Genomic DNA, 22,413 nt, shown 5'->3' with positions numbered 1-22,413 from the left:
CCGCGCGGGCGGACGGTCGGGCGGTTCGGTTCGGGCGGTTCGGTTCGGGCGGTTCGTTCGGCGGGGTGGGTGCGACCCGGTTGCCGGGCCCCGGTGGAGCGGGGCCCGGCAACCGGGTCGGCGCAGGCTAGAGGGTTTCCCAGCTCTGCGAGTGGTTGTTGTTGCGCATGTTGATCGAGCCGCCGTTCCACGACACGTTGCCCAGGTTCGCCCACTGGTCGTGCGGGATGAACTGGCTCGGGCCGGAGTCGCGGATGCTGAACTCGCGGTAGTGGACGCGGAGGTTGTGGTAGTGGTCCAGGTTCGACACCGAGGCGGCGTTGTTCAGGACGGGCTGGCCGTTGCCGGAGCCGCCGCCGCCGAAGTTGCCGTCGTAGTTGCCGAACTCGCCCTTGCCGAACTTCGCGCCCTGGAGGTTCGGGCTGTAGTAGAGGCAGGCGTCACCGCTGACGCAGCCGCCGCTGCTGGCGAAGGCCGGCGCGGAGGCGCCCAGCAGCACCGAGCCCAGGGTGGCCGCAGCGAGTACGCCGGCCGCGATCTTCTTCTTCATGTCCATGCCTCTCTATCGGTGGATCGGGAATTCCGAACGCTTTCGTCGTCGAGGGCGCCGGTCGATTTCCCGGATCGGCGTCGGGCTGTGCACCGTCCGACGAGGAACGACTGTGCCGGATCTGCCGGGCCTGTTCGAGAGGGGAAGCAGGCTTTGAGACGTCTCACTCGTCCGTGAGCCGCTGACCTGCGATTTGAGAAATGGTCTGGACCAATTTTGAGACGCCGTCATTCTGGATCGAGGGCGATTCGTTCGATTGCTCCCCGCTTTCCGTATTCGCCACGGGTGTTCCGTCGTGGGAGAACTTCTGACGGAATTTCAGGTCGCCCGGGCGGGGGAATTCCTTTCGGTTCGGGAAGTGGAATCAAATATTCCGGGCCCCGGGGAACGCGCCGTCGTCACCGGCCGTCGGCCGGCGGCGGGTCCACCGGTGCGAGGATGGGCGACCGCCACCACCCCGACAGAACAGGAACCGGAACATGGAACGCGTCCTCGGTATCGGCGGCTACTTCCTGCGTGCCACCGACCAGGCGGCCCTGGCCGCCTGGTACCGCGAGAGCCTGGGCCTGGACACGGACGAGCACGGCCTGTGGCAGCAGGAGCAGGGGCCGACCGTCTTCGCGACCTTCGAGGCCGACACCGACTACTTCGGCGCCCGCAGCCAGCAGAGCATGCTGAACTTCCGCGTCCGCGACCTCGACGCGATGCTCGCCCAGCTCCGGGCCGCGGGCGCCGACGTCGCGGAGGACGTGCAGGAGATGGAGGGCGTCGGGCGCTTCGCCTGGGTCACCGACCCGGAGGGCAACCGGATCGAGCTCTGGCAGCCCGCCGACTGAGCCGCCCCGGCGTCGCGGCGTCGCGATGTCGCGATGTCGCGGCGTTGTGCCGGAGGGGGCGGGCCGGCCCCGGCCCGTCCCCTCCGTCTGTTCACCCGTCGGGTCGGCTCAGGCCACGACCCCCTCGACCACCGACAGCACCGTCGAGGTCGGGATCACCCGGGACAGCCGCAGACCGGCCCGCCCGAAGAGCTCCGCGAAGTCGGCCTCGGTCCGCTCGCGCCCGGTGAGGGAGGCCATCATCATCAGGTCCAGCGTCTTCGACTGGTGGGGGCCGTTGCCCGGCGGCACCACGGCGTCCAGGACCAGGATCCGGCCGCCCGGTCGCAGGGCGCGCCGGCAGTGGCCGAGCAGGGTCACGCAGGTGTCGTCGTCCCAGTCGTGGGTGATCCGCTTGAGCAGATGGACGTCTCCGGACGGCACGGAGGAGAAGAAGTCGCCCTCCTGCGGCGTCCAGCGGCCCGCGATCTCGCCGTGCGCTTCCAGCCGGTTCCCGGCGAGCACGTGCGAGCGGTCGTAGAGCACGCCGTCCAGGCCGGGGTTGCGGCGCAGCACCTCCAGCAGCAGTCCGCCGTGGCCGCCGCCGATGTCCACGACGGTCCCGCTCGCGGGGAAGTCGTAGGCGGCCGCGATCGGGGCGTTCTCCGGATCGGACATCGCCGCCATGCCCACGTGGAAGACGGCGGCGGTGCGCTCGTCCTTGGCGAAGTGGTCGAAGAACGGCATGCCGAAGAGCTTCTCGAACGCCGAGGTGCCCTCGGTCAGACAGTGCGTCAGCTCTCCGGCGGGCCCCCACATGGTGCGGTCGGTCAGCATCCGGATCGCCGTCCGCGCGGAGTGCGGGACGTCGCTCCGCAGCGCCTGCCCGGCCCCGGTCAGGGCGAAGCGGCCCTGCTCGTCCTCGGCCACGATGCCCCGGGTGGCGAGCAGCCGCAGCACCCGGTGCAGATTGCGGGCGTCCGTGCCGGTCGCGGCGGCGAGGTCGGCGGGGAGGGCGGGCCCGGCCGCGAGGTGGTCGGCGACCCCGACCTCGGCGGCGGCCCGGAGCGCGGCGGGGAACAGGAATCCGAGCGCCTCGTCGACGAGGAAGGCGGCGGAGGCCCGCAGTGCCTCCTCCTGTCCGCCCGTCCCGGCCTGCTCGCGGATCGTCCGACCGTCGTCGTCACTCATGCCGTCCTCCTGTCGCCGGTGGTGTCGCGGAGGCCGGTGTCCGGCCGCCCGCCCGCCCCGGAGACTGCCCATGAGTAACCGGCTCGACACCCACCGCGACCGATACCGTTCCGGCGTCCGCCGCGCCGCGCTCTCCGTTCGCCGGAGCGCTCACTCGACCAGGCGCAGCCAGGCCGAGGCGAGGGCGGCATGGCCGGCCGGCGTCGGGTGCACGCCGTCGGCCGACCAGTGCTCGGGGCCGGTCCGCGCCGCGAGCCCGGCGAACATGCCGTCCGCGGCCAGCAGTCGCGCGCCGTACGCGCGGGCGAGTTCGCGGACGGCCTCGATCTTCGGGTCCAGATCGGCCCGCCACAGCTTCCGCACCTCGTCGTCGACGAGGGCGTGGCCGGCCCGGAGGGTGCCGCCGACCGGGAGGAGGAACGGTTCGACGAGGATCAGCGCCGTGCCCGCCTCGGCCAGCGGGGCGAGCAGCCGGTCGTAGCTCGCGGCGAACTCGGCGGCGGGGACCGGGCGGCCGTCCGGTGCGGTCGTCTGCCAGGTCGTGTCGTTGGCGCCGACGAGGACCGACACCACGTCCGGCCCCGGGTCGAGCACGTCCGTCCGCCAGCGGGCCTCCAGATCGCTCACCCGGTGGCCCGCGATCCCGGTGTTGAGCCAGGTCACGGGTCGGTCGGGGTGCCGGAGGCCCCATTCGCCCGCGATGCGCAGCGGATAGCCGAACCCGAGGCCGTCCTCGCTCGCGAGGCGCGCGCCGTCGGTGATGGAGTCCCCGGTGAACATCACGGTGCTGCCCGGGCGGAGTGCGATCGTCATGGTTTCCCCTTGGGTGGGAGTGCGGAAGGCGGCTGTCTGTCGGGGAGGGTTGCCGGAAACGCGCGTTTCAGACCTCGGCGGCGGCGCCCGCGCCGACTGGTCCGTCCGCGCTGCCGTCCGCTGTTCCGTCCGCAGCGGTGGGCGCGGCACCGTCCGCCGGTCGGGGGCGGCCCGGCAGCAGCAGGCAGAGCGGTACGGCGACGGCGGTGAGGGCCGTCGCCCACCGGAAGGCGGTGCCGAAGCCGTCGGCGAGGGCCTCGGGGGAGTGGGCGCCGGACGTGGCGTGCTGGAGGACGACGGCGATCAGGGCGATGCCCACCGAGCCGCCGAGTTGCTGCGCCAGGCGGGTGATCATGCTGGCGTCGGGGATCTCCCCGCGGTCCAGCCCGACGTAGGCGGCGCCCATCGGCGCGATCATGGCGGCGCCCAGTGCGAGGCCGCGGAGGAACAGCGCCGCCAGGAGCAGCCACTCGCCGGTCCCGGCGGTGACGAAGGCGAACGGCACGGTCGTCGCGGCGACGAGCGCGAACGCCGCGACGGCGACCCGGCGCGCACCGAGGCGGTCGGTGTACCGCCCGGCCAGGCCGCGCGCCAGCAGCGCGCCGAGGCCCTGCGGGACCAGCAGCAGCCCGGCTCCGAGCGCGTCCTCGCCCCGGACCTGCTGGAACCAGAGCGGCAGCAGCATCATCGAGCCGTACAGGGCGATGCCGCCGAGGAACAGCAGGGTCGCGGAGGAGGCGACCGCGCGGTGGCGGAACAGCCGCACGTCGACGACGGAGCCGCCGCCGGTGCGGGTCAGCGCCCGGGCGGCGAAGCCGCCGACCAGGGCGAGCCCGCAGGCCAGCGGGGCGAGGACGGCGGCGTCGGCGAGGCCCGCGCTGCCCTCGATCCGGGAGAGCCCGTACACGAGGACGGCGCAGCCGGGGGAGAGCAGGAGCAGCCCGACCGCGTCCAGCGGTGCGGCGGGACGGCCGGGGTCGGGCCGGTCGTCGGGCAGATTGCGCAGGGCGAGCCGCGCACCGAGGGCGCAGAAGGGGATGTTGACGAGGAACAGCCAGCGCCAGTCGGCCAGATGCAGGATCAGACCGCCGAGCACGGGGCCGAGGATCGGACCGAGGGCGGTGGGCACGGTGATGATCGCCATCACCTTGCCGATGTTGCGGCCCCCGGCCGCCTGTACGAGCAGCGTGGCCATCAGCGGCATCATGACGCCGGCGGCGGCGCCCTGGAGCACGCGGAAGGCGATCAGGCTGGGCGCGTCCCAGGCCAGCGCGCTCAGCAGTGAGCCGAGCAGGAACCCGCCGAGGGCCGCGACCCACAGCCGCCGCCCGCCGAACCGGGCCTGCGCCCAGCCGGCCACCGGGACGGTGACGAACACGGCGAGCAGGTAGCCGGTGCCCACCCACTGGACGGTGGACAGCGGGGCGCCGAGGTCCTTCGTCAGGTCGTCGAGGGCGACGCTGACGATGGTGGTGTCCAGGACGACGGCGAGGGCGCCCACCATGAGGGTGACCGCCATCCGCCACACGGCGGGGTCCACGCGGTCGGGGTCTGTGCGGTGGGGGTCTGTGCGGTCAGGATCCGTGCGGTCGGGGTCCGTGCGGTCCGGGTCGGACCGCTCGGGGGTGCTCATGGGCGACAGCCACCTTAAGATACAGAGGTCTATCTTACGGTCGCCAGGCTAGGCCGCTAGGATAAGAAAGGCAAGTCTTTCCAAAGGAGCAGCGCATGGCCGAACGACGCCGCGGACCGGCACTGGAGAAGGCACTGCTCGACGCCGCCTGGGAGGAGCTCGCGGACCACGGCTACGCCCGCTTCACCATGGACGCCGTCGTCAAGCGCGCGGGCACCAGCCCGCCCGTCCTCTACCGCCGCTGGGCCAACCGCGAGGAACTCGTCCGCGCCGCCGTCGCCCACACCCTCAAGGTGTCCCCGCTCCTCCAGCCCGACACCGGGACCCTGCGGGGCGACGTCCTCGCCCTCATGCGCGAGCTCAACTCCCCGACCCGGGTCCGCCTGGTCACGGTGATGAACCTCCGCCTGGCCGACTTCCACCGCGAGACCGGCATCAACCCGGCCGACCTGCGCGACCCCCTGGTGACCGGCCGCGCCGAAGCCCTCGACGAACTCTTCGCCCGCGCCGCCGCCCGCGGCGAGGTCCGGCCCGAACACCTCACCCCGCGCCTCAAGTCGCTGCCCTTCGACCTGCTGCGCCACGACATCCTGACGACCTTCGCCCCCGTCCCCGACGACACCCTCGAAGAGATCGTCGACACGGTGTTCCTCCCCCTGGTCCGCTGACGCTCCGTCGGCCGACCGGCCCGCCGCGTTCCCGGGAAAACCGTTTGAGCCCGGACCGCCCCTGTGGCAGGCTCACCCGCCGTGAACGATCACCGGGGGAGCGCTCCGGCGGACAGCGGCAGTGTGTGCGACGGAGGACGGATGGCATCGGTCAAGCAGGTCCAGATCACCTTCGACTGCGCGGAACCCGAGCGGGTCGCGCGGTTCTGGTGCGAGGTGCTGGGCTATGTGGTTCCGCCGCCGCCGGAGGGCTTCGCCTCCTGGGCGGACTACGACCGCAGCCTGCCGACCGAGCGCCAGGGCGCCGGATTCGTCGCACAGGACCCCGAACGCGTGGGCCCGCGCCTCTACTTCCAGCGCGTCCCCGAGGGCAAGGTCGTCAAGAACCGCCTGCACCTCGACGTCCGCGTCGGCACCGGCCTCGTCGGCGAGGAGCGCGTCGCCGCCCTCGAAGCCGAGTGCGCCCGCCTGGAGGCCCTCGGCGGCACCCGCCTCCACCTGCTGCGCGCCGACGGCTTCAACGAGTCCTGCCTCGTGATGCAGGACGTCGAGGGCAACGAGTTCTGCCTCGACTGACCCTCGCTGCGCGCCCCGTGCCACCCGTCGGAGGACGGGTGGCACGGGGCGGCTCACGGTCGGTGCTCCGGAAGTCGCTTCCGGCCCGTCGGGTTCCCGGCTGCTGCCCGACGACGGGGGTGTCCCAGCGCTGGGCGTTCTGTCTGTCGGGAGTCGCGTAGATGTCGTCGTCGGACCCGTCAGACGACGACGACGTTCGCGGCGGACGGACCCTTCTGTCCGGCCTCTATCTCGAACTGGACGTTCTGGCCCTCGACGAGGGTCTTGAACCCGGCGCCCTGGATCGCCGAGAAGTGGACGAACACGTCCTTGCTGCCGTCCTCGGGCGTGATGAAGCCGAAGCCCTTGGCCTCGTTGAACCACTTGACCTGTCCGTTGACCTTCGACGACATCCGCATCCCCTTGATCGAGTCCCGAAGCCCGGCCCCGAAGCGGTCGGACCTCTTCGTCGTGCCCACGCCATGGATCACGCAACCCTGGAATCACGTCAATCTGTTGCAGCCACAGCGCGGGTACCGGGACCCGGGTCCGAGGGTGCCCACCGGAGCGGTGAACCCGCCTTCTGCGGTCGGTGCACGTTCCTGCCCGTCGGTCGGACACGATGCGGGGAAGCCGCCACGTGTGCCCTTCGAAGGAGTGAAAGCCGGATGCCGGACCGCTCCGAGGTCCACTCGAAAGAAATGCGCGCGACGGTCCGTAATCGGTCGGTAGCATTGCGTCGACGAACCATCGGGAATCCGTGCGGGACCTTGCCCCCCGCCCGAGTGCCCGCAGCCAGTTCCCCGCAGCACGAGGAGAGTTCCACCATGCGTACGAACCGGATGCTCGTTGCCGCCGCCACCGCCGCCCTGGCGGTCACCGCCCCGGTAACCGCCCGGGCCGCGACGGTCGACGCGACCGCGCCGTCGGCCTGCCGCCCCGCCAACCATCTCGCGAAGATCGCCCAGGACCAGTCCAGCGCCGGTCACCTCCACTTCCGGGTGACCTTGACCGCTCCCGCCGGCTACGCGCCGTGCGTACTGGCCGGTTCGCCGACCGACCTCAGCTTCTCCGAGCGCGGGACGACGCTGCCGGTGACCGCCGGATCCTACGGCGACCAGATCGGCGCGGTGACCTTCGGACCGGGCCGACCGGTGCACTTCGACATCCAGGTCCGCAACAACGGCCGCACCAGCCCGGCCGACGAGGCCTCGTTCACCCTCCGCGGACCCGGCGGTGCGATCCCCGGCACCTCCGTCGCCGAGGGCGCCTTCGTCGTGTCCGAGGGCACCCTCATCGGCCCCGTCCAGCCCGGCGCCTGACCACTGCTCCCGCTGCGGCGCGCGACGCCTCCCGGGCCGGAGCGGCGGGCGTTGTCGGTGGTGGGGGCGATGATGCTGCCATGATCGACGCATCCGCTCCGCTGTTGTCCTCGTCCGCCTATGCCGACGCCGTCGGCGCCGCCGTCCGGGGGGCCGCCGCGTACTACACCGACGGGGCCACCCCGCTCGGGGACGACGAGTACGACGCCCTCGTGCGCGCCATCGCCGCCTACGAGGAGGCGCACCCGGACGAGGTGCTGCCCGACTCGCCCAGCGGGAAGGTCGCCGGTGGGGCGGTCGTCGGGGATGTGCCGCACAGCGTGCCGATGCTGTCGCTGGACAATGTGTTCTCGGGCGAGGAACTGGACGCCTGGGCGGCCGGGCTGGAGCGGCGGCTCGGTCGCCCCGTGGCCGCCTGGTGCGTCGAGCCCAAGCTCGACGGGCTGGCGGTGGCCGCCCGCTACCGGGCCGGACGGCTGCAGCAGGTCCTCACCCGGGGGGGACGGGCTCGCCGGTGAGGACATCAGCCACGCCGCCGACGCCGTCCTCGGCCTGCCCGCCGCGCTGGCCGAGCCCGTCGACGTCGAGCTGCGCGGCGAAGTACTGCTCACCCAGGAGCAGTTCGAGGCCGCCAACCGGCTCCGTACCGAGCACGGCGCGGAGCCCTTCGCCCACCCCCGCAGCGGCGCGGCCGGCACCCTGCGCGCCAAGGACCGCCCCTACCGGGTCGAGCTGACCTTCTTCGCCTACGGTGCCGTCGGCCTCGACGAGGACCTCACCCACAGCGCCCTCCTGGAGCGGCTCGCCGCCCTCGGCGCCAACACCGCCGCGAGTACCGACGCCCACCCCCTGCGCTGCGCGACCACCGAGGAGGTGCAGCGGCGGATCGAGGAGATCGTCGCCCTGCGCGCCGCGCTGCCCTTCGGCATCGACGGCGTCGTGGTCAAGGCGGACGCCGCCGCGGACCAGCGCGACGCCGGTTCGGGCTCGCGCGCGCCGCGCTGGGCCGTCGCCCGCAAGCTGGCCGCCGAGCACAAGGTCACCCGGCTGCTCGACGTCGAGTGGAACGTCGGCCGCACCGGCATCATCGCCCCCCGCGCCGTCCTCGAACCCGTGGTCATCGACGGCGTCACCATCACCTACGCCACCCTCCACAACCCGGCCGACATCACCCGGCGCGGCCTCATGATCAACGATCAGGTCTTCGTCCACCGCGCCGGGGACGTCATCCCGCGCGTCGAGGCCCCGCTGACCGAGCAGCGCACTGGTGACGAGCGCCCGATCGTCTTCCCCGAGGTGTGCCCCCGCTGCGGCGACGCCATCGACACCACCGAGCAGCGCTGGCGCTGCGCGCGCGGACGCAACTGCCAGGCCGTCGCGTCCGTGGTCTACGCGGCCGGCCGCGACCAGCTCGACATCGAGGGACTGGGCGGCACCCGCGCCGTCCAACTGGTCGAATCCGGGCTGGTCGCCGATATCGCGGACCTCTTCACGCTCACCCGCGAGCAGCTCCTCGGCCTGGACCGGATGGGGGACACCAGCACCGACAACCTGCTCGCCGCCCTGGAGGAGGCCCGTGCGCGCCCGCTCGGCCGGGTGTTCTGCGCGCTCGGCGTGCGCGGCACCGGGCGCACCATGTCCCGGCGGATCGCCGCCCACTTCGGCTCGATGGCGGCGATCCGCGCCGCCGACGCCGACACCCTGGCCCGGGTCGACGGCATCGGCCCGGAGAAGGCCCGGCTCATCGTCTCCGAACTCGCCGAACTCGCCCCACTGCTGGACCGGCTCGCGGCCCAGGACGTCGGCACGGCCGTCACCGAGCCCCAGGCGCCCGCCGCGGTCGCCGTCGACGGGCCGGGGGACGACCCGGCGTCGGCCCCCGAGGGCGGCCCGCTCACCGGTGAGGCGGTGGTCGTCACCGGCAGCATGACCGGGCCGCTCGCCGCGCTCTCCCGCAACGAGGTGAACGAACTCGTCGAACGCGCCGGCGGCAAGGCCTCCTCGTCCGTGTCCAAGCGCACCACCCTCCTGGTCGCCGGCGAGAAGGCCGGGTCCAAGCGGGCGAAGGCGGAGGAGCTCGGCATCAGGGTCGTCACTCCCGAGGAGTTCGCCGTCCTGGTGGCCGAGCACCTGCCGCCGCAGGGCTGAAAGGCTCGCTCAGGCGCCGAAGTTCAGCGCGTACAGCGAGCGCGCCAGGTCGGCAGTGACGAAGTCCGTCGGGACGGTGCCGAGCACCGGGCGGGTGGAGCGGTCCAGGCCGCCCAGGTAGCCGCGCAGCCTGGGGGTGATCGCGTCGGCCGCCTGGCGGGGCCAGAGGCCCCAGCCGGAGCTGGAGGTGAAGGTGAGGAAGAGCCGCTGCGGGTCGGTGGCGGCCCGGGCGGCGGTCAGGTGGGCGGAGACCTCGGGCCACTTGCGGGAGTCGAGGTCGAAGATCGTGCCGATGTCGTAGTCGTCCTCGATGTCGGTGCGCCCGCCGCCCCAGCGGATGCCCGGCAGGCCGGGGTTGTCCGCGAGAAGGACGACCCGGCCCCGGACCTCGCCGATCGCGGGGATCCGGTCCTCCGTCCGGAACAGGTCCGGCCAGCGCCGCTGGTAGTCGGCGAAGAGGGCGCCGAACTCGGCGTCGGGCACGGTGGAGTACTCCTGCTTGACCCGCATCACCAGGGCCTCGCCGGGGTGGGCGGCGAGAAAGGCCCGGCACTGGTTGAGCACGTCGCCGAAGAAGGTCTGCTGGAAGACCGGCCCGTGGTGGATCGCGAGCACCCCGTCGATCGCCCGGCAGCGGATGTCGAGGAACCGCACCCCGGCCGTCAGCTGGTCGGGCAGCGCCAGGGTCTGAGTCTGGGTCAGCGGCCCGCCGTACAGCGAGCAGGTGTCGTGGGTGCCGGGCAGGGTGAGCCGGGCGAGCGACAGTCGCGGGTCGACGGCGGCCAGCCAGTCGGCGCCGCCCGGCACGTCGGCCGCCCGGGCACCCGGCGACCCGACGGTCAGGCCGCCGGCGGCGAGCGCTCCGAGCACGGCCCCGCGGGCGAAGGCCCGTCGGCTCATCGTCGTACGCATGGCCGTACGTATGGTCAAGGACATGGCGCGGTAACCCCGTTGGGTGTGAGGGGACAGGGGAGGAACAGGGGCAGAACGGGAGGAACGAGGAACGACTGACATGGCCATTGTCGGCACCGCGCCCCGGTTTGCCCAGAGGCGGAGCGGACCGGCTGCCGCAAACCCGCAGCTGCAGCAGGTCCACCTGGACGCCGGATCGACCTCCGAATGGCACCCCTGCTTCGAGGTCGAGGACTGCGACGCCGCCCTGACCCGGGCCCGGGAACTCGGCGCCACCGTCATCATCCCCGCCATGGACGCCGGCGGAGTGGGCCGCCTGGCGATGTTCCTCGACCCGTTCGGGGCCCCGTTCGCCGTCCTCCGGAGCGCCGGGCGCTGACCCCGGACGGATCGCCGGCGGCCTGCCGGCCCCGCGCCGGCAGGCCGCTGCGCCGGTGGACTACGGGAGCGTGGCGACATGCTCCCGGAGGAAGGCTCCGGCGTGGGCGGCGGCCTCCTCCTTCGTCGCGTACCGGGTGCCCTCCTCGGCGGCGCCGCGCGTCTCGTCCGCGCCCTCGGCCGTCCAGGCCCATCCGCCGGACTGCGGGTCCTGCGTCAGTTCGGCCGTGCCGCCGAAGAGTCCGAGCGGCGCGCCGGTCTGCGCTCCCGCGGCCGCGGGGCGGGGGACGGCGTCCGGCCACTTCTTGCGCGCGCCCTGGCGGGTCATGCCCCAGACCGCGCCCAACTGCTCGTAGTTGGCGCCGTAGGAGCCGGCCGTCGCCGCCGCGAGCGCCGTCAGCCGCTTGACCTCCGTATCGACCACCTTCCAGGCGGCGAGGACGGACAGCGTCACCTCGACCGGGTCGGCGTCCCACATCCGGCCCGTGGACAGCCCCGACCGGCGGGAGCGGACGGCTGCCGCGAGCGGGTCGAGGGCGTCGGTGAGGGCCTTGACCAGCTCGGCCCGTTCTTCGGGGGTGATCTCGATCGACGTCATGCGACAACTCTAGTTGTCACATACTCATCTCGACAACCTTTGTTACCGGGTCGGTTCGGTCGGACCGTCGGCGCGCGAGGTGGACGACGATGTCGGCGGCGATCCCGACCGTGCCGGGCAGCGCCCGCTCGATCGCCTCGAACGTCCGCCGCCGGTCCGCCGGGGGCAGTTGGAGGTACGCCGAGACCGTCGACAGGTAGCCGATGTAGTCGGCGGCGCTCGCGGTCCAGCGCCGCTCGACGACGGCCTGCCGGACGTCCTCGAACAGCGGGGACCGTTCCAGTTCCGTACCCGGCCACTGCATCGCCGCCTCGGGCGCGGTGCCGTCGGGGGACGGGATGTCGTCGCTCTCCAGGAACGGCGCGCGGGCCGACCGAACGGCCTCCTCCACGGCCGGGTCGGCCAGTCGGACCGGGCCGCCGAACGAGGCGAACACCCCGCCCGGCTCCAGCAGCGCGGCCACCCGCGGCCACCGGCCGTCGGGGCGGGTCCAGTGCAGGGCCGCCGCCGCGTAGACCAGGCCGTACGGCCCGCCCGGCCGCAGGTCCTCGAACGCGGCCCGTACGGTCGTCACGTTCGCGGGCGCCGTCCGGTCGAGCTCGGCGAGCATGCCGGCGTCGGGCTCCGTGGCCGTGACCGCGATTCCGTGCCCGGCGAACAGCCGGGTCGCCTTGCCCGTCCCCGCGCCGATCTCCAGCGCCGTCCGGACCGGCCGGCCCGCGTACCCCGTCACCAGGTCGGCCAACTCCTCGGGATACCCCGGCCGGAACCTTTCGTAGGCCTCCGCGACGACGCCGAAACCCAGTGCGCGAGCAGTCATGGGGAGCATCCTGGCACGACCGGGGCCGTGGCGGTGCCGGGTTCGGTGCGCAGCCGCGCCCGGTTCCCGTCCGGGGGTGCGGGGGTCCGGGACGGGAACCGGCCGCGGCTGCGGTGGTTCGGTCAGGCCATTTCCAGCACCCACAGGTCGGGCGAGTTGCTGAGGACGACCTGGCTGCCGTTGTTGTCGAAGCTCTGGGCGGCGAGCCACTTGCCCGAGCTGACCGCCCGGATCGCGGTGTAGTTGGTGCTGGGTACGGTGAGAAGCGTGAACTTCTGCTGGTCGGGCACGTTGTCGTCGTCGCAGCCGACCGTGATCAGCCAGACGCCGACGTCCCTCCCGTCGTGGTCGATGTCCGCGCACCAGTGGCGCCAGGCGTCGCGGAAGACCACCTGCTGGGTGCCGTCGGACAGGGGCTTGCGACAGACCTGCCACTTCTGGTTGGACTCGCCGCTCCACTGGTACTGGATCACCGAGCCGTGGTTCCCGGGGGACAGGGCGACGGTCAGGGCTGTGTACCCGGGTCGGGCGAGGGTCGAGCGTGGCCGAACGGGCGTGGGCGGGGGCGGTCGGACGGGCGTGGACGGGCTGGAGGGGCGCCGGATGACCGCCCTGGAGCGGCTCTACGAGGCCGAGTCGGCGGCCGGCCGGGACGAGCTCGCCATCACCGAACTCACCGAGCTGGTGGTCGCGTTCCCGCTGCGCGACGGCCTGGTGCGGCACCTGCTGACCGCTCTCGCGCGGTGCGGCCGCCATGTGGAGGGGCTGGCTGCCTACCGCCGGTACGCGGACCGTCTCGCGGAGGAGCTCGGCCTCGACCCCTCGCCCCGACTCCGGGCGCTCCAGGGGGAGTTGCTGGGGGCGGCCGACGGGGGCCGGGTCGGATCCGGCCCCGCGGAGCCGCCCGCCCGGGTGCCGGTGCCCGCGCCGCCGCCGTATCCGCGTCCGGCACAACTGCCCTGGGACCTGCCCTTCTTCATCGGCCGTACCGCCCAACTCGCGGCGATGGACCGCTACCTGGCCGGGACCGGCACCCCGGGTACCGGCGGCCCCGGTGCCGCCGGCCCCCGCGCCGGCGGCCCGCACCGGACGTCCGTCCTCGTGATCACCGGCATCCCCGGCGGCGGCAAGTCGACCCTGGCGGTGCGCTGGTCGCACCGCGCCCGGGAGCACTTCCCCGACGGCCAGCTCTTCGCCGACCTGCACGGGTGGTCGCCCGCCGGCCGGCAGGACCCGCACGCCGTCCTCGGCGCGTTCCTGCGGGCACTGGGCGTACCGGCCGAGGACGTACCCGGCCGGCTCGACGAGGCGGCCGCGCTCTACCGCACCACCCTGGCCGGGCGACGGGTCCTGATCGTGCTCGACAACGCGCTCGACGCCGAACAGGTCCGCCCGCTGCTGCCCGGCACGGGGCGCTGCGCGGTGGTCGTGACCAGCCGGGACCGGCTCACCGGCCTCGTCGTCCGCGAAGGGGCCGAGCGGATCGAACTCGCCGACTTCAGCCTTGCCGAGGGACGGGCCCTGCTGCACCGGGTCCTCGGCGCCGAACGGGTCGCGGCCCACGAGCACGCCGTCACCCGGCTGCTCGACGCCTGCGGACACCTCCCGCTGGCCGTCGGACTCGCCGTCGCCCGGTTGCGCGACCGTCCGCAGCACGACCTCACCGGCCTCGCGGCCGAGTTGGCGGCCGAGGGCACCCGCCTGGACGTCCTCGACGAGGACGGCGACGGCCCGTCCGTCCGGCTGCGCACGGTCTTCGCGCTCTCCTACCGGGCACTCGACGAAGGTGCCGCGCGGCTGTTCCGGCTGCTCGCGACGAGCCCCGCGGTCGACCTCTCGGCGCCCGTCGCCGAGGTGGTCGGCGGCCAGGACGCCGCCGGGTCCGCGCGCGTCCTGCGCCGCCTGGCGAACTCCCACCTCCTCACCGAACACGCCGCCGGCCGCTACCGCTTCCACGACCTGGTCCGGCTGTTCGCCGCCGAGCGCGGCAGGGACCAGGAGAGCGAGCGCTCCCGCGACCGGGCCCGGGACCGCTGGTACGCCCGGTGCCTGTACCAGAGCGCGGCCGCCACCGCCCCGCTGCTGGCCCCGCGTCGCTCCCGGGTGCCCCTGCCGCCGTCGCCCGAGGGCCTGCGCACCACGGCCTTCGACGGCGCGGAGGAGGCGCTGCGCTGGTACGACGGGCAGCGCGCCAACCTGCTCGCCACCGTCGGCCACGCCTTCGAGCACCGGAACGACGAAGTCGCCTGGAAGCTCCCCGCACTGGTGTGGCCCTACCTGCACCGCTCCGGCCGGCACGCCGAACGCCTCGCCCTCGGCCGGACCGCGCTCGCCGCCGCCCGCCGCCTCGACGATCCCCTCGCCACGGGCCGCACCCTCAACGACCAGGGCCATGCCTGGAGCACCGCCGGCGACCTGCCCCGGGCCCGCCGGCACTGCGAGCAGGTGCACGTCTTCCTCGGCCGTTTCGAAGCCGCCCGGGCCCGCGCCGAGCGGCTGCTCGCCTCCGAACTCGGCCTCCACGAAGGCATCCTGGGCTGCTCCCTGCGGAACGTCCTCGGCGTCGCCCACTACGCCGCCGGCCGCCCCGACGAGGCCCTGCGCCACTTCGCCCGCTCCCTGGCCGTCAGCCGGCGCACCACCGGTTTCCCGGACCAGCAGGCCAACTCCCTTGCCGGTCTCGCCGCCGCCCAACAGGCCCTCGGCCGCCCCGCCGCCGCCCGCCGCTCCTGGACCGCCGCCCTCGACCTCCACCGGCAACTCCCCGCCCACTACCGGGCCCCGGTCACTCTCCTGACCTCCCTCGGCTTCACCCCGCCCGACACCGCCCCCCGACCGCACCCTCTCCAACCGCACCCCTCCCGACGGCACCGTTCCCGACCGCACCCCTTCCGACCCGGTGACCCCGACGGCCGAAGGGCAGGATGCCCCCCCTGCGGAGAACTCCTCGGAGCGCAGCGCCCGCACCGCCGGTCCGCGGTGTCGCCACCGCCTCGTTCGGGTGGTTGTCGGAAGGTCCTCCAGGACCGGCGCGGCGGGCGCGGCGCGGCCGGGTGCAGGGGTCCGTGGGTGGGGCAAGGACCGTGCGCGGCGCCGCGGTGATCGACGCGGGCTAGAATGCGGTCAGTGCCGGGGATGTCGACTTCGGGAGCGCCCGGCGCGGGGCGAGCCCGATCACTCCCGTCCCCGGCGGCGTCGGTCCGACGACCAATGCCGTCCTGCTCGCACAGACGGTCGAGGCGGCGGAGCGTCAGGTCGCCCGGTTCCGGCCCCGGAAACGGTGTCGGGTCGGCCGATGGGTGGATCATGGGTGGGGCTTCGCGCTCCCGGTGGTTCGGCGGATGAGATGGTGGGGCGCCACGGGTGGGATCGGCCGCGCTTTTGTGTGCGGCGGATGCTCCGTGGGCCGGCAGGTGGCACGATGCGATGCCGGAAGCGACGCTCAAGGAGAAGACAGCACCATGGCAACCGACTACGACGCCCCGCGCGACACCGGCGACGAGGGACGCGACGACAGTATCGAGGCTCTGAAGAACAAGCGGGACGACAAGCAGAGCTCCTCGGTGGACGTGGAGCCCGAGGCCGTTGAGGGCCTCGAACTGCCGGGCGCCGACCTGTCCGGTGAGGAACTCACCGTGCGGGTCGTGCCGCTCCAGGCGGACGAGTTCACCTGTATGACGTGCTTCCTGGTCCACCACCGCGCTCAGCTCGCGGGCGAGGACAAGAACGGCCGGCCGATCTGCCGGGAGTGCGCGTCCTGACCGGGGCGTGATGTCCGGGCCGGCCGGGGACTCCCGGGCGCTCCGCCGGGGGTTCCCGGTCGGAAGCCGCCCCGGGGTGCGCGGCCGGCCCGGGTCCGTTCCGGGGCGCCGGCCTCCGGGGTGCGAGCCTCAGGCCAGGAAGCCCCGCAGCAGCGCGGCCGTCGCGGCGAGGTGTTCCTCGGTGGCGCGCCGGGCCGCGTCGCCGTCCCCGGTGAGGATCGCCCGGACCATGGCGCGGTGCTGTTCGGCGGCGTGCTCGATGTTCCGCTCCAGCATGGGGATCGCGTTGAGGAGGTCGTTGAGGCGCATTCTGGCCTCGGCGATGGCCGCGGCCAGGGTGGGGGAGCCGGTGAGTTCGCCGATGGCGAGGTGGAAGCGCGAGTCGAGCTGGCGGTACCGGTCCGGCGGGGAGTCCTCCAGGTCGTCGAGGCGGCTCTCCAGGTGGGCCCGCTGGTCGGCGGTGAGGGTGCGGCGGGCGGCGGCCTCGGCCGCGCCGGCCTCCAGGACCTGGCGGTAGGTCAGCGCGTCCTCCAGTGCGCCGCCGAGGTCCCGGGCGGCCCGGCGGAGGTCGGCGACGTCGGGTGCGGGCATCCGGTAGGTGACGAAGGTGCCGCCGTAGCGGCCGCGGCGGGGTTCGACGCAGTCGGCCTGCTGCAGGGTGCGGAGCGCCTCGCGCAGGGTCTCCCTGCTGACGCCGAGTCGTGCGGCGAGGTCCCGTTCGGCGGGCAGGCGGTCGCCGTGGCCGAAGACACCGAGCTTGATCGCCTGGAGCAGCCGTTCGACGGTCTCCTCGAAGGCGTTGCCGGTGCGGACCGGGCGGAAGATCGCGCCGGCCTGCCAGTCGAGCCGTGCCTGCTCACGTGCTTGGTCCAGGTCCACGCCCGGAATCGTACCTACGGGCGGGCGTCGGAACTCGTTCCGTTCCATTCTCGGTGTCGGCCCTTGACGCGGCCCCGGCTCAGCCGGAACGATGCTGCTCACCCACCCAATGGTCTGGTTCCAGACCATTGACGAGCCGCCCGATCGTCGAACCCGCCCGGCCGAGCGCGCCACGCCGTCGTGGCCCTGCCCGTCCCGGCACACCCTCAACCCCCTGGGGTGCCCATGACCGACGCACGCTCACCCGAAACCCGCGCGGACGAGCCACCCGCGGGCGAACAGCCTTCCCCCACCGTGTTTCCGGAAGGCACCACCCCCGTTTCCGACGACGAACAACGCCTCCGCGAGCTGGGCTACACCCAGGAACTGGCCCGCTCGATGTCCGGCTTCTCCAACTTCGCCGTCTCCTTCTCCATCGTCTCGATCCTCTCCGGCTGCCTGACCCTCTACGGCACGGGCATGAAGACCGGAGGCCCGGCCCTGATCGTCTGGGGCTGGCCGGTGGTCGGCCTGTTCACCCTCTGCGTCGGGCTGGCCATGGCCGAGATCTGCTCCAGCTACCCGACGGCCGGCGGGCTCTACTACTGGGCCGCCAAGCTCAGCCGCAGCCGGGGCGCCGCGTGGAGCTGGTTCACCGGCTGGTTCAACTTCCTCGGCCAGGTCGCGGTCACCGCCGGCGTCGACTTCGGCGCCGCGTTCTTCACCAACGCCTTCCTGACGCTGCGCTTCGGCATCGAGGCCGGCCCCGTGCACACCATCGAGATCTTCGCGGTCATCCTGCTGCTGCACGGCCTGCTCAACACCCGCGGCGTGCGCCTCGTCGCCCTCCTCAACAGCGTGTCCGTGTGGTGGCACCTGGTGGGCGTCGCGGTCATCGTCGGCGCCCTCGCCGTGCTCCCCGACCAGCACGCCCCGGCCTCCTTCGTCCTCACCGAGTTCGTCAACGGGACCGGCTTCCGGAACCAGTTCTACGTCGCGATGATCGGCCTGCTGATGGCCCAGTACACCCTCACCGGGTACGACGCCTCCGCGCACATGACCGAGGAGACGCGCGACGCCGCCCGCTCCGGCCCGCGCGGCATCGTCAACGCCATCACCGTCTCCCTGGCCGCCGGCTGGGTCCTGCTGCTCGGCATCACCTTCGCGATCCGCGACTACGACGGCGCGCTCAACAGCGACACCGGCGTCCCGCCCGCCCAGATCTTCATCGACGCGATCGGCTCCGGCGGCGCCCAGTTCCTGCTGCTGATCGTGATCGGCGCCCAGTTCTTCTGCGGAATGGCCTCCGTCACCGCCAACTCCCGCATGATCTACGCCTTCTCCCGGGACGGCGCCCTGCCCGGCTCCCGCCTGTGGCACCGCATCGACCCGCGCACCCAGACCCCGACCAACGCGGTCTGGCTGGCGACCGGCGGCGCGCTGCTGCTCGGCCTGCCCGCGCTCTGGAACACCACCGCCTACACCGCCGTGACCTCCATCTCCGTCATCGGCCTGTACATCTCCTACGTCATTCCGGTGTACCTGAGGCTGCGCCAGGGCGAGGACTTCACCCCCGGCCCCTGGCACCTGGGACGGTGGAGCCGGCCGATCGGCATCCTCGCGGTCGGCTGGACAGCAGTGATCACCGTGCTGTTCATGCTCCCCACCGCCTCCCCGATCACCGCCGAGAGCTTCAACTACACCCCCGTCGCCGTCGCCGTCGTGGTCGGCTTCGCCGGGGTGTGGTGGCTGGTCTCGGCCCGCCACTGGTTCACCGGACCCCAGGTCCACCCCCTGCCGACCGGTCCCGAAGCCCGCGACACACCGCCCGGACCCGACGCCCGCGACACCGAACTGGAGGTCCGATGACCAGCCCCCGGCTCACCCTCGACGAACTGCGCGCCCGCGTCGCCGACGGCACGGTCGACACCGTCGTGCTCGCCATGACCGACATGCAGGGCCGCCTCCAGGGCAAGCGCCTGGCCGCCGAGCACTTCCTCGACGACGTGGTGCCCGGCGCCGCCGAGGGCTGCGGCTACCTGCTCGCCGTCGACGTCGACATGAACACCGTCGACGGCTACGAGATCTCCTCCTGGGAGAACGGCTACGGCGACCTCACGCTGCGCCCCGACCTCACCACCCTGCGGACCGTGCCCTGGCACCCCGCCACCGCCATGGTCCAGTGCGACGTCCTCCACCACGACGGCACCCCGGTCGCGGTCTCCCCGCGGCAGGTCCTGCAACGCCAGCTGGACCGTCTGGCCGGCCACGGCTGGCACGCCCAGGCCGCCACCGAACTGGAGTTCATCGTCTTCCGGGACAGCTACGAACAGGCCTGGGACAGGGACTACGCCCGGCTCACCCCGGCCAACCAGTACAACGTGGACTACTCCGTCCTCGGCACCGGCCGGATCGAACCCCTGCTGCGCCGGATCCGCAACGGGATGGCCGGCGCGGGCCTGTCCGTCGAGTCCGCCAAGGGTGAGTGCAACCTCGGCCAGCACGAGATCGCCTTCAAGTACGCCGATGCCCTCACCACCTGCGACAACCACACCGTCTACAAGACCGGCGCCAAGGAGATCGCCGCCCAGGAGGGCTGCAGCCTGACCTTCATGGCGAAGTACGACGAACGCGAGGGCAACTCCTGCCACATCCACCTCAGCCTGCGCGACGACAGGGGCGCACCCGTGTTCGCCGGCGACCGGCCGCACGGCTTCTCCCGCACCATGGAGCACTTCCTCGCCGGACAGCTCGCCTGCCTCGCCGACTTCGCCCTGCTGCTCGCCCCCACCGTCAACTCCTACAAGCGCTACGTACCCGGCAGCTTCGCGCCCACCGCCGTCGCCTGGGGCCGCGACAACCGCACCTGCGCCCTGCGGGTGGTCGGCCACGGGCCGTCGCTGCGGTTCGAGAACCGCGTCCCCGGCGGCGACGTCAACCCCTACCTCGCGGTCGCCGCGCTGATCGCGGCCGGACTGCACGGCATCGACCGACAGCTCGAACTCGAACCGGAGTTCACCGGCAACGCCTACGCCTCAGACGCCCCCAGGGTGCCCGCCAACCTGCGCGACGCGGTCGACGCCTTCGAGCGCAGCGCCGTCGCCACCGAGGCCTTCGGCAAGGACGTCGTCCGGCACTACACCCACGCCGGACGCACCGAACTCGCGGCCTACGAGAGCGCGGTGACCGACTGGGAGCGGCGCCGCGGATTCGAGCGGCTGTGACCCGCGCGGACCCGCGCCGACCACTGCTCGGCATCAGCACCTACCAGGACGACGCGGCCTGGTCCGTCTGGCACCAACGCGCCGCCCTGCTGCCCCAGACCTATGTGGACGCCGTCGTCCGCGCGGGCGGCACCCCGGTCCTGCTGCCGCCGCAGCCCGGCGGCGCCGGCCACCTCCTCGACGCCCTGGACGGGCTCGTCCTCGCCGGCGGACCGGACCTCGACCCGGCCGGGTACGGGGCGGACGCCGACCCGCGCACCGGGCCGCCCCACCACGCCCGGGACGACTGGGAGAGCACCTTGCTGCGCGCCGCCCTGGCCCGGGACCTGCCGCTGCTCGGCGTCTGCCGCGGTATGCAGCTGCTCAACGTCGAACTCGGCGGCACCCTCCTCCAGCACCTGCCCGACGGGAGCCACCAGAAGGTGCCCGCACAGTTCGTCCGGCACCGGGTCGAGGTGGCCGACGGCAGCCGGCTCGCCGACGTCCTGGGCCCGGACGCCGAGGTCTCCTGCTACCACCACCAGGCCGTCGACCGCCTCGGCCGAGGGCTCCGGCCCACCGCCCGAGGGGCCGACGGCACCGTCGAGGCACTCGAACTCGACGGGCACCGCTTCGCCCTCGGCGTCCAGTGGCACCCCGAGACCGACCCCGACGACCTGCGCCTGTTCCGGGCCCTGACCGCCCACGCCGTGACCGCCCGGGCCGTGACCGCCCGGGCCGTGACCGCCCGGGCCACGACCGCCCGTACCACCGCCCGCACCACCGCCACCGCCAGCCACCGGGAGACGAACCCATGACCGAACCGGACCTCTTCGAGGTCGTCAACCCCGCCACCGAGGAGGTGATCACCACCCTCGAACTCGCCGGCCTCGCCGAGACCGACGCCGCCGTGGCCCGCGCCCGAACCGCCTTCGACACCTGGCGCCGGGTGGCCCCCGCCGACCGCGCCCGGCTGCTGCGCGCCTTCGCCGCCGCCGTCGACGCCGACCGCGAGCACCTCGCCGCCCTGGAGGTCGCCAACGCCGGCCACACCATCGGCAACGCCCGCTGGGAGGCCGGCAACGCGCGCGACGTCATCGACTACTACGCCGCCGCCCCGGAACGGCTGTTCGGCCGGCAGATCCCCGTCGCCGGCGGCGTCGACGTCACCTTCCAGGAACCGATCGGCGTGGTCGGCGTCATCGTGCCGTGGAACTTCCCGATGCCGATCGCCGCGTGGGCGCTGGCCCCGGCCCTCGCCGCCGGCAACACCGTCATCGTCAAACCGGCCGAGCTCACCCCGCTCACCGCCCTGCGCCTCGGCGAACTCGCCCTGCGGGCCGGGATCCCGGAGGGCGTGCTGCAGATCCTGCCCGGCCGGGGCCCGGTGGTCGGACAGCGCTTCGTCACCCACCCGGACGTGCGCAAGATCGTGTTCACCGGCTCGACCCGGGTCGGCAAGGAGATCATGGCGGGCTGCGCCGCCCAGGTGAAGCCCGTCACCCTCGAACTCGGCGGCAAGAGCGCCAATATCGTCTTCGCCGACGCCGACCTCGCCAAGGCCGCCGCGACCGCGCCCTACGCCGTCTTCGACAACGCCGGCCAGGACTGCTGCGCCCGGTCCCGGATCCTGGTCGAAGCCTCGGTGTTCGAGGACTTCATGGCGCTGCTGGAACCGGCCGTCCGCGGGGTGCGGGTCGGCGACCCGGCCGACGAGAAGACCGAGATGGGCCCGCTGATCTCCGCCGCCCACCGGGCCCGGGTCGCCTCCTACGTGCCGGACGACGCGGCCGTGGCCTTCCGCGGCGGCGCCCCCGACGGGCCCGGCTTCTGGTACCCGCCGACCGTGCTCGCCCCCGTACGGCACGACGACCGCGCCTTCACCGAGGAGATCTTCGGCCCGGTGGTCACGGTGGTGCCGTTCCGCGACGAGCAGGACGCGCTGCGCATCGCCAACGCCACCGAGTACGGGCTGTCCGGCTCCGTCTGGACCAGGGACGTCGGACGCGCCCTGCGGGTCGCCCGCGGTGTCGAGGCCGGCAACCTCTCCGTCAACTCGCACTCCTCGGTGCGCTACACCACGCCGTTCGGCGGCTTCAAGCAGTCCGGGCTCGGCCGTGAGCTCGGCCCGGACGCCCTCGCCGCCTTCACCCAGACCAAGAACGTCTTCATCTCCACGGAGGAGTGA

At 73.3% G+C, this 22,413-nt stretch carries 21 protein-coding genes and 2 pseudogenes; 13 read left to right on the top strand and 10 right to left on the bottom strand.

Translation table 11 applies throughout. The annotated features are described in order from the left end of the window. Positions 1-127 precede the first annotated feature (127 nt). The gene (locus OG715_RS02425) at positions 128-550 is read right to left on the bottom strand and encodes a hypothetical protein (protein WP_327063819.1); all 423 of its coding nucleotides are present in this window, start codon (positions 548-550) and stop codon (positions 128-130) included. A gap of 479 nt (positions 551-1,029) precedes the next feature. Here OG715_RS02425 and OG715_RS02420 point away from each other — a divergent pair, with 479 nt between their 5' ends. Beyond that, complete coding sequence (locus tag OG715_RS02420; protein ID WP_327063818.1) at positions 1,030-1,386, top strand: VOC family protein; 357 nt, start codon at positions 1,030-1,032, stop codon at positions 1,384-1,386. Between the two features lie 108 nt (positions 1,387-1,494). Here the strand turns inward: OG715_RS02420 and OG715_RS02415 are convergent, their stop codons facing one another. The 3 genes from OG715_RS02415 to OG715_RS02405 form a co-directional block, all read right to left on the bottom strand. Next, entirely contained in the window at positions 1,495-2,556 is a 1,062-nt protein-coding gene (locus OG715_RS02415; RefSeq protein WP_327063817.1) for a methyltransferase, read from the bottom strand. A gap of 150 nt (positions 2,557-2,706) precedes the next feature. Beyond that, positions 2,707-3,369 carry an SGNH/GDSL hydrolase family protein gene (locus OG715_RS02410; RefSeq protein ID WP_327063816.1) on the bottom strand — a complete coding sequence of 221 codons (663 nt, stop codon included), beginning with the start codon at positions 3,367-3,369 and terminating at the stop codon, positions 2,707-2,709. A 67-nt stretch (positions 3,370-3,436) separates the two neighbouring features. After that, positions 3,437-4,888: an MDR family MFS transporter gene (locus OG715_RS02405; protein WP_327064212.1), complete on the bottom strand. Its 1,452-nt coding sequence runs from the start codon at positions 4,886-4,888 to the stop codon at positions 3,437-3,439. A gap of 209 nt (positions 4,889-5,097) precedes the next feature. On the opposite strand from OG715_RS02405, the gene OG715_RS02400 reads away from it, so the two are divergent. Then, positions 5,098-5,670, top strand: a complete 573-nt coding sequence (locus OG715_RS02400) for a TetR/AcrR family transcriptional regulator (RefSeq protein ID WP_327063815.1) — start codon at positions 5,098-5,100, stop codon at positions 5,668-5,670. A gap of 141 nt (positions 5,671-5,811) precedes the next feature. Then, positions 5,812-6,246 carry a VOC family protein gene (locus OG715_RS02395; RefSeq protein ID WP_327063814.1) on the top strand — a complete coding sequence of 145 codons (435 nt, stop codon included), beginning with the start codon at positions 5,812-5,814 and terminating at the stop codon, positions 6,244-6,246. 179 nt (positions 6,247-6,425) lie between these two features. Here the strand turns inward: OG715_RS02395 and cspE are convergent, their stop codons facing one another. Continuing rightward, the gene (gene cspE / locus OG715_RS02390; protein ID WP_327063813.1) at positions 6,426-6,638 is read right to left on the bottom strand and encodes a transcription antiterminator/RNA stability regulator CspE; all 213 of its coding nucleotides are present in this window, start codon (positions 6,636-6,638) and stop codon (positions 6,426-6,428) included. A gap of 414 nt (positions 6,639-7,052) precedes the next feature. On the opposite strand from cspE, the gene OG715_RS02385 reads away from it, so the two are divergent. Together OG715_RS02385 and ligA are read left to right on the top strand one after the other, a co-directional pair. Beyond that, entirely contained in the window at positions 7,053-7,547 is a 495-nt protein-coding gene (locus tag OG715_RS02385; protein ID WP_327063812.1) for a DUF4232 domain-containing protein, read from the top strand. 80 nt (positions 7,548-7,627) lie between these two features. Then, positions 7,628-9,695: pseudogene (ligA, locus tag OG715_RS02380) on the top strand (NAD-dependent DNA ligase LigA). A 9-nt stretch (positions 9,696-9,704) separates the two neighbouring features. Here ligA and OG715_RS02375 read toward each other — a convergent pair. Then, positions 9,705-10,607: a phosphatidylinositol-specific phospholipase C gene (locus tag OG715_RS02375; protein ID WP_327063811.1), complete on the bottom strand. Its 903-nt coding sequence runs from the start codon at positions 10,605-10,607 to the stop codon at positions 9,705-9,707. A gap of 100 nt (positions 10,608-10,707) precedes the next feature. Between OG715_RS02375 and OG715_RS02370 the strand changes: the two genes are divergently transcribed. Next, positions 10,708-10,986: a VOC family protein gene (locus OG715_RS02370; RefSeq protein WP_327063810.1), complete on the top strand. Its 279-nt coding sequence runs from the start codon at positions 10,708-10,710 to the stop codon at positions 10,984-10,986. 60 nt (positions 10,987-11,046) lie between these two features. Here the strand turns inward: OG715_RS02370 and OG715_RS02365 are convergent, their stop codons facing one another. The 3 genes from OG715_RS02365 to OG715_RS02355 form a co-directional block, all read right to left on the bottom strand. After that, positions 11,047-11,583 (bottom strand): hypothetical protein, encoded by a 537-nt coding sequence (locus OG715_RS02365; RefSeq protein WP_327063809.1) that lies wholly within the window; start codon positions 11,581-11,583, stop codon positions 11,047-11,049. 16 nt (positions 11,584-11,599) lie between these two features. Then, positions 11,600-12,403, bottom strand: coding sequence for a class I SAM-dependent methyltransferase (locus tag OG715_RS02360; protein WP_327063808.1), 804 nt, complete (start codon positions 12,401-12,403; stop codon positions 11,600-11,602). Between the two features lie 122 nt (positions 12,404-12,525). After that, entirely contained in the window at positions 12,526-12,795 is a 270-nt protein-coding gene (locus tag OG715_RS02355; protein WP_327063807.1) for a hypothetical protein, read from the bottom strand. Here OG715_RS02355 and OG715_RS02350 point away from each other — a divergent pair. From OG715_RS02350 to OG715_RS02340, 3 genes and pseudogenes are all read left to right on the top strand, one after another. Further along, a complete protein-coding gene (locus OG715_RS02350; protein WP_327063806.1) occupies positions 12,755-15,505 on the top strand; it encodes an ATP-binding protein in 2,751 nt (916 codons plus the stop codon). The genes OG715_RS02355 and OG715_RS02350 overlap by 41 nt on opposite strands. After that, a pseudogene (locus OG715_RS02345) lies at positions 15,493-15,660 on the top strand (bifunctional 5,10-methylene-tetrahydrofolate dehydrogenase/5,10-methylene-tetrahydrofolate cyclohydrolase); the annotation flags it as partial. The gene OG715_RS02350 and the pseudogene OG715_RS02345, both read left to right, overlap by 13 nt. Positions 15,661-15,864: 204 nt before the next feature. Continuing rightward, the gene (locus OG715_RS02340; RefSeq protein WP_030395238.1) at positions 15,865-16,164 is read left to right on the top strand and encodes a DUF4193 domain-containing protein; all 300 of its coding nucleotides are present in this window, start codon (positions 15,865-15,867) and stop codon (positions 16,162-16,164) included. Positions 16,165-16,293: 129 nt separating this feature from the next. On the opposite strand, the gene OG715_RS02335 is transcribed toward OG715_RS02340, so the two are convergent. After that, a complete protein-coding gene (locus OG715_RS02335) occupies positions 16,294-17,043 on the bottom strand; it encodes a FadR/GntR family transcriptional regulator (RefSeq protein WP_327063805.1) in 750 nt (249 codons plus the stop codon). Between the two features lie 225 nt (positions 17,044-17,268). Here OG715_RS02335 and OG715_RS02330 point away from each other — a divergent pair, with 225 nt between their 5' ends. Genes OG715_RS02330 through OG715_RS02315 form a run of 4 tightly spaced genes read left to right on the top strand, consistent with a single transcriptional unit; the run spans position 17,269 to position 22,413 of the window. After that, complete coding sequence (locus OG715_RS02330) at positions 17,269-18,891, top strand: amino acid permease (RefSeq protein WP_407660937.1); 1,623 nt, start codon at positions 17,269-17,271, stop codon at positions 18,889-18,891. Next, positions 18,888-20,246: a glutamine synthetase family protein gene (locus OG715_RS02325; RefSeq protein WP_327063803.1), complete on the top strand. Its 1,359-nt coding sequence runs from the start codon at positions 18,888-18,890 to the stop codon at positions 20,244-20,246. Before OG715_RS02330 ends, OG715_RS02325 begins: the two co-directional genes overlap by 4 nt. Next, entirely contained in the window at positions 20,243-21,043 is an 801-nt protein-coding gene (locus tag OG715_RS02320) for a gamma-glutamyl-gamma-aminobutyrate hydrolase family protein (protein WP_327063802.1), read from the top strand. Before OG715_RS02325 ends, OG715_RS02320 begins: the two co-directional genes overlap by 4 nt. Further along, positions 21,040-22,413, top strand: a complete 1,374-nt coding sequence (locus tag OG715_RS02315; RefSeq protein ID WP_327063801.1) for an aldehyde dehydrogenase family protein — start codon at positions 21,040-21,042, stop codon at positions 22,411-22,413. Before OG715_RS02320 ends, OG715_RS02315 begins: the two co-directional genes overlap by 4 nt.

Origin of the sequence: Kitasatospora purpeofusca, assembly GCF_036010405.1 — a bacterium.
Lineage (GTDB): Bacteria > Actinomycetota > Actinomycetes > Streptomycetales > Streptomycetaceae > Kitasatospora > Kitasatospora purpeofusca.
This window is presented reverse-complemented; position numbering and strand designations above follow the sequence as displayed.